Source organism: Bacteroides sp. RTP21281st1_H5_RTP21281_210402 (assembly GCF_040918965.1).
GTDB classification, from domain to species: domain Bacteria; phylum Bacteroidota; class Bacteroidia; order Bacteroidales; family Bacteroidaceae; genus Bacteroides; species Bacteroides congonensis.
On record NZ_JBCOWR010000006.1, the window covers coordinates 373,324 to 379,941 of the forward strand.

5 protein-coding genes are annotated in these 6,618 nt (G+C 44.2%); all 5 read right to left on the reverse strand.

The features are described 5' to 3' along the window. Window positions 1-2 precede the first annotated feature (2 nt). From AB5443_RS11790 to AB5443_RS11810, 5 genes are read right to left on the reverse strand one after another with little or no spacing between them, the layout of a single operon-like run. Window positions 3-1,769, reverse strand: a complete 1,767-nt coding sequence (locus tag AB5443_RS11790) for a hypothetical protein (protein ID WP_368113376.1) — start codon at window positions 1,767-1,769, stop codon at window positions 3-5. 6 nt (window positions 1,770-1,775) lie between these two features. Next, window positions 1,776-2,756 (reverse strand): DUF4466 family protein, encoded by a 981-nt coding sequence (locus AB5443_RS11795; RefSeq protein ID WP_022137446.1) that lies wholly within the window; start codon window positions 2,754-2,756, stop codon window positions 1,776-1,778. Between the two features lie 8 nt (window positions 2,757-2,764). Continuing rightward, complete coding sequence (locus AB5443_RS11800) at window positions 2,765-3,145, reverse strand: hypothetical protein (RefSeq protein WP_195662151.1); 381 nt, start codon at window positions 3,143-3,145, stop codon at window positions 2,765-2,767. Window positions 3,146-3,160: 15 nt separating this feature from the next. After that, window positions 3,161-4,879 carry a RagB/SusD family nutrient uptake outer membrane protein gene (locus tag AB5443_RS11805; protein WP_368113375.1) on the reverse strand — a complete coding sequence of 573 codons (1,719 nt, stop codon included), beginning with the start codon at window positions 4,877-4,879 and terminating at the stop codon, window positions 3,161-3,163. Window positions 4,880-4,890: 11 nt separating this feature from the next. Continuing rightward, a complete protein-coding gene (locus AB5443_RS11810) occupies window positions 4,891-6,525 on the reverse strand; it encodes a SusC/RagA family TonB-linked outer membrane protein (RefSeq protein WP_368113374.1) in 1,635 nt (544 codons plus the stop codon). Window positions 6,526-6,618: the final 93 nt, after the last annotated feature.

Genomic DNA, 6,618 nt, shown 5'->3' on the forward strand with positions numbered 1-6,618 from the left:
GATTAATAAAGTGTTCCTTCTATCGTGAGATTATAGATACCCATATTGTGAGTATAATCAGGATGTTGTATAATCCGTAATGCAATAGGCTCGTCCGAGATATTTTCCAACTCCCATGATAAGACCGTTACTTCATCTACCTCGTCACTAACGGCATAATCCTTCCATTTGTCATCGCCTACGCCTCTTATTTGAAGTACGGCTTTACTTTTCCGATCAGTATCACCTGCAGTAATCTTCGCCACTATTGACTTGACTCTACCAAAAATCGGTGTTTCCAAAGCGCCGCCTTCAGCAAAGTTCTTCAACAACAGGCGCCCTTGTGTCGCACCGTTTGCATTCGCAGGGGGACGCGTAGTACTCTGCACACGTCCCTGATAAATCTTGGTACGTATGTTTCTTCCTTCCACTTCACGGTCAAAATACAACTCTTCGTAGAAAGTATTCCGGTCCGGATCCGCTCCTGTTTCAGTTACCTTATACAAATTCAGTTCCCTGAACCGTTCATCCATCAACGTCACATCGACTGCTTCTTCCGGCAACAAGTCTGTTGCTCCTTCTATCACCAAATCATAGATAGCCAATGAATTTCCCTTGGTAATAGCAGGGTCTTGCATAATACGAATAGCTACCGGATTGGCGGAAACATCATTCAATTCCCATTTTACAGGTGAATTTGCCGTAACATCCTCACTCATGGCAAGGTCTTTCCAATCGCTGGTTCCTTTATCCCGATACTGTATCAAGGCACGGGTAGCTACATCTCCGGCAGTTCCGGCAGAAAGAGCCAAAGAGATTTTACTTACTGAACCCAACACGGGGAATTCAATATATCCTCCGCCTGTCCCTATCTGCAAACGCCCCTTAGAGGTATTCTCTCCATAAATGGAAATACGATTCTCCGTATAATCAATACGGCATCCGTGCAGCCGCACTTTCAATACCTGTTCGCCTATGATCCTTTCGAAATAGCCCTCTTTGGTATTCCAGTTTCCTCCGGGGAAAGCCGAACCGTCGCTAGCCTTAAAGATCTTTATACCTTCACCGTCATTATAGAACCCTTCATTGAACAAGGTGTTTTCAGGTGACGGTCCCGGCTCAACAGGAGATTCGCATAAAGTCCCTTCCAGCTTAAAATCATAGATTGCCAAAGCGGTGGAAGAGGTTGCCCCATCCGCAACAATCTTCACGTAAATCGGATATTTCATAATTTTCTTATCCAATACCCATTCACAGGCATTTGTGCCGGAAAGGAGCGGGCTTGTTGCGTAGACTTCCCAGTTTCCACCTTTTGTCTTAATCATCAACACGACTTTTGTACCTGTATTATCGACAGAACCATTGGCGGCTACCAGTGAGATTTTCGAAACACTGCCCAACAATCCCGTCTCTATGGCTCCGGTATTGGCATCCAACAGAATACGTCCGTCCGAGGTCGTACTGCCATTCACTGAAACACCGGGAGCATCCGGTTCCAGACGACACTGTGCCAAAAACACTTTCAGATTCAAATCCTGAATAACCTCGTCGGATACAGTTCTTTCAAAATAACCGTTGGAAAAAGAAGCGGGAAACGGCTGGCCACCCGATGTCAGATAATTATTCTTATCATCAAATTGCTCATCCAGTACAGTTACAGGCTCGACCACTACCGGCGGTATCACCTCTCCGGGCTCATCTTTCTTTATCACATCGTCATTATCACTACAAGCTACTGCAGCAAAGAGAAAGATGATTAACAGATAGATATTTTTTATATAGTTTTTCATATCAGACTATTTTAAAGTTAAACGCTTTATCGCAAAACTCATACGTTTCAGATTACTACTTGTCTCGTTGATATACAAATAGGCGATATACTTCCCGTCATGACTTTTTATCAAGACTCCCTGGTCTTGTCCTAACTCGTAAGCATGTGCGGTCACTCCGTCCAATGCAGCCTGGCGCAAATCTATCTCATCGACATAGATAGTAGGCACTCCGCTGGTCTTCAGTTGACCGTCAGGCCAATACCTTTTCTCCATCAACGTGCGGTTGGCTGCTCCCGACGGGATTTCAACAGGATACAAATACCCTTTTTCATTGGACGGAGATACCAGCCCGTGGGCAAACGACCATCCGGAACCCATTGTCGGCTTGTAAGTATAGATAAAATCAATCTTGCCGGCAATACCCATTTCTTCTACTTGAGCCACGGAGTAAGACTGCATCGTCTCCAAAGAGAAACAACTTCTTTCTCCGGACGACAATGACAGATTCTTAAAGATTTCCACATTGCTCACTGTATATTCAGGAGACTGGACAGTAGCTTCACCTGTTCCGGTAATACTGCGGAAATGGAATTTTATCTTACTGCCCCGGGCAACTTCGGGCACAACATAGAAATAACGTATAGTCGCAGCAACCGTATCAACAATATAGGCTTTGGAAACAGTTCCTTCCGTGCTTGTCTCCGTAGCAATACGCACTTCCTCTTCTTCACCGTTATCCGGATTGGTGTATCTGCTATTTATGGCAATCCCGGTTCCTTCGGCACCCGGGAAAGACGCTGTAACCTCCACTGCTTTTATCGGAGTGCCATCCGTAGAACCTATTGCATAGGCAAATTCCAATGTATTTCCTACCAGAACCGGTCCTACATCTTTCCGTAAAAGGTCATTTCTCAAAGGACTCTCATCATCAGAACAAGACGAACAGAACGCTACTGCAACAGCATAGAGCAGTAAATACAGCGAAAACCAACTTATCTTTTTCATATCTTTCTTTATTCCTTTTCAACAACAATAATCTTATATTCCTTATATACCTCCCCGCTTCCGGAGATAACAGTATATTTCACCGGTACGCTGAAGTCAGTCCATACTCCCATTTTAGGAGTGACGGTCGCTTCGGGAGCCAGAGAGCAACGAGGTTTCAGGTGAGCCCGGTTCACTCCGTTCTTGACTTCCACATTGATAATCCCGTTCGCGTCGTCAATGGTCACCTGCGTAGCGACATTGCGGTTGTCAGCCGTGTATAACTGTACAGAACTTATGTAAGCATCTGCCCGGTCTGTCACCTGATACACTTCTTCGTCGGTATCGCAAGCTCCCAGGACAACGGTCAGGAATAACACCTTTACAATTGATATGATATGTGTTTTCATTTCTCTATATTTTAATTATAACCATGGTTTATTCTGAGTCAGATTAGGATTCAACACACGCTCATCCTCAGGGATATTATAGATATAATACCTAGGGAATGTACGGTCTGTCGCGTTCTTATATTGGTCTTGAATAAAGTCATTCAATGTGCTGCGCAATTCCCTTCCGTTCGGATAGTCCCATACCTTTTCCGCAAGACGCCATCTCCGCAGGTCAAAGAAACGCTGCCCTTCGGCCACAAACTCCACGGCTCTCTCCTGCTTGATAGCATCAAAGAATGTCTCCTTAGTCTTGAATTTTTCACGGTTCAAAGCCGGAAGTTTTCCTCTTCCCCTAATCTTATCAACCAGATTGAACAGTTCGTCCGATGGCCCGTAAAGCTCGTTCATCGCTTCGCAATACATCAGCCAGACATCCGGCAAGCGCATCAGATAGAAATCCTGCGGGCCGTTAGACCTGGAATAGCCGGCATATTGTCTCACGAATTTGCGGAACATATATCCCGTCCTGCTATCATTATAGTCCAGATAGCCATTCTTATTACCGAACATAAAAGGCACGCTGTCCCCAATCGTCATTCCATCGGGAGTGATGGTACGCATTTTCTGTCCGTTCCAAACGATAGTACTACGCATGCGGTAGTCACGCCCATCGTATGTTTTAGGGTTCGCTGAACCATTGGTCAAGTTTTGGTTCTTATTCAGAATGACCGGTTCGACATAATCACCGGTTTTAGTACTTTGATACAAGTTTACCAAGTAATTTGTCGGTTGCATATTTGCCCATCCATTCAGGACGCTCCGGTTTCCGAAGATTTTGACGAATTCTTCACCTTGCCCGATATTAGGCCCGCCATACTGGATGGAGAAAATGACTTCCGAGCATTTTTCATTTTCCAGTGTAAAGAGTTGGAGATAGTTCGGATTTACATATTCTCCGGGAGCACCGTCCTTAAACAGTTGGAGATTATAGGCAGGTTTCATCACCTCTTTAAAATTACCGATGGCTTTCTCATAATATTCTTTCGCTTCCGACTCGCTTTGCTGGAAGTTATCCACTTCAGGACGTCCGTTTTTCTTCCAGCAAGCCCAAAACAATTCCAATTTACCTTTGAATGCATAAGCCGCCACTTTAGTTGCCCGCCCCTGGTCGTCACTCGATTCATAAGAATCGGGAAGCACTGATATGGCATAATCATAGTCATCCATTATAAAATCCCTGACTTGGGTAATCGGTGTTCTTGCAATGCTATACGCTTCTTCCTGCGTGGGTACATGATCCAGATACTGGACATCCCCATATAAGTCAATCATAAGCGCATAATGAAGAGCCCTGATAAATCGTACCTCTCCCTCGTACCGTTTCAGCAGGTTCAGGTCTTTTTCCGTAACCGCTTCCGACTGCATCCTGCGTAGCTGCATAATGGCATTATTTGCCCTGTTGATAGAAGCATAACACTTATTCCAATAATCGGAAGTTATCGACTGGCTGTTCGCATTCTGAAAATAAACGAGGTCTGCATTAGGATAACAATCCAGCCTATAAAACAGTCCGAATGCATTCCTCATTGCGTTATAAACAGCGTTCACCCCTTTCTCCGCATCTTCGGTCGTTTCCCAAAAAGTGTCCGCACTAATTTTTGTTGTAGCCGGATAGTCAAGCAAATTATTAATGCAACTAGCCTGTAGTAATAAAACAACCAGTAATAATATATTATTGATATGTCTTTTCATATTATATAGTTTTAAAGCGTTACATTTATACCTAAAGAATAATTCTTCATGAGCGGATAAGGTATTTCCGAACCGCTTTTAGGAAGTTTCTCCGGATCCAAACCCGGCCATTTAGTAATCGTAAACAGATTCTCCGCCGATATATGGATACGTGCCGAGCTCACACCTATATATTTAAGGAGTTTCGAGGGTATCCGGTATCCTAACTGGATATTCTTCAGTCTGATATAATCACATGAATACAGCCAGAAAGTGGATTGTTCCTGATTGAATCCACCATTACTGCCTGATGTCAGGCGCGGGAATTTCGCTCCCCGGTTATCGGGCGACCAGGTATCCAGATGGTGTTCCTGAAAAGCATAACGGGACGTGTATACGTTTACATTATTGAAGTTATCCAGCCAGAAGTTCTTTCTTCCCGCATTACCCTGAAAGAGCATGCTCAAATCAAATCCTTTCCAGTCTGCATTGAAGTTGATACTGAAATCACTCGTAGGGATGTAACGCATGCTATTGGGCATGGCTACCTTGTCATTGCTGTCAATCACTCCGTCGCCATTGATATCTTCCATCAATAAATCTCCGGGAGCCAGGTTATCATTCTGATAAGGAGCATTAGCTATCTCTTCCCATGTCTGCGCGATTCCGACAGCCTTGTACGTATAAACCATTTCGTAGGGATATCCCAGAAATTTATCTCCGCGCCCTAACCGTTCATTCCATTTAAGCAACTTATTCTTATTATATGAATAGTTGATTCCGATACCATAGGAGAAGTCACCTATCTGGTCTTGCCAGGAAAGGGAGATTTCGGCTCCCCGGTTTCTCATTTCCCCAATATTCCGGTCAGGTGCTTCCAGTCCCGACAGGAGTCTGGATACTTGTCCCGGACGAATCATGCTCGTTGTCAGTTTATTATATAAGTCCAGTTCCATCTTCAGGCGGTTGTTAAAGAAAGAGAGTTCCAGGCCCAAGTTGGTCATAGCGGTAGATTCCCAGGTAAAGTTCGGGTCAATCAGTTTATAAGGGGCATATCCTTCTACCAGTATGTTATCTCCGAATGTGTATGGATAAGAATTATAGGTATCTTTCTGATAATAACGGTCTACACCGGAATTGTTCCCGACTTTTCCCCAGGACATTCTGATTTTCGCGTTAGAAACTACATCCTTCAACGGTTCAAAGAATCCTTCTTCCGAAAAACGCCATGCGGCAGATACGGAAGGAAATGTTCCCCATTGGTGTCCCTTAGAAAATTTGGACGACGCGTCCCAACGTACCAATGCCTGCAACATGTATTTGTCATGTATATCATAATTCAATTTGGTGACAATAGAACGCAAACCTTCTTTACTGGACGAACCGCCGGTAGACTGGGTAGTCACTCCCGCACCATCTATTTCCGTCAGGTTCGGGTGGAACCTGTCATTCCGCGAACTGCTTTGTGACCTTTCGTGCCAGTACTCCTCTGAGTATATAAACTGGAAACGCAAATTGTGTCCGCTGAAAATTTCCTGGTTATAGATAGCGTGCAAGTTCAGAATTGTTTTTGTACGTTCGCGCGTATAATCCGTGATACCGGTACTCTTTGTCACAGTCTCATAGCCAGGCAATCCTGTCTGGAAATTCTGCAGAATAGTAGGCATACTCCACGATTTTGTAAAGGGGACTTCTATAAATTAAATCCCTGATTATAAGTTGCATAAGCGGATAAAATGCTTATATTTGCAGAAACAGAC

Excerpts from the sequence above, each read along its gene's own strand:
- AB5443_RS11790 (WP_368113376.1), bottom strand. The coding sequence starts at position 1,769 with ATGAAAAACTATATAAAAAATATCTATCTGTTAATCATCTTTCTCTTT.
- AB5443_RS11795 (WP_022137446.1), bottom strand. The coding sequence starts at position 2,756 with ATGAAAAAGATAAGTTGGTTTTCGCTGTATTTACTGCTCTATGCTGTT.
- AB5443_RS11800 (WP_195662151.1), bottom strand. The coding sequence starts at position 3,145 with ATGAAAACACATATCATATCAATTGTAAAGGTGTTATTCCTGACCGTT.
- AB5443_RS11805 (WP_368113375.1), bottom strand. The coding sequence starts at position 4,879 with ATGAAAAGACATATCAATAATATATTATTACTGGTTGTTTTATTACTA.
- AB5443_RS11810 (WP_368113374.1), bottom strand. The coding sequence starts at position 6,525 with ATGCCTACTATTCTGCAGAATTTCCAGACAGGATTGCCTGGCTATGAG.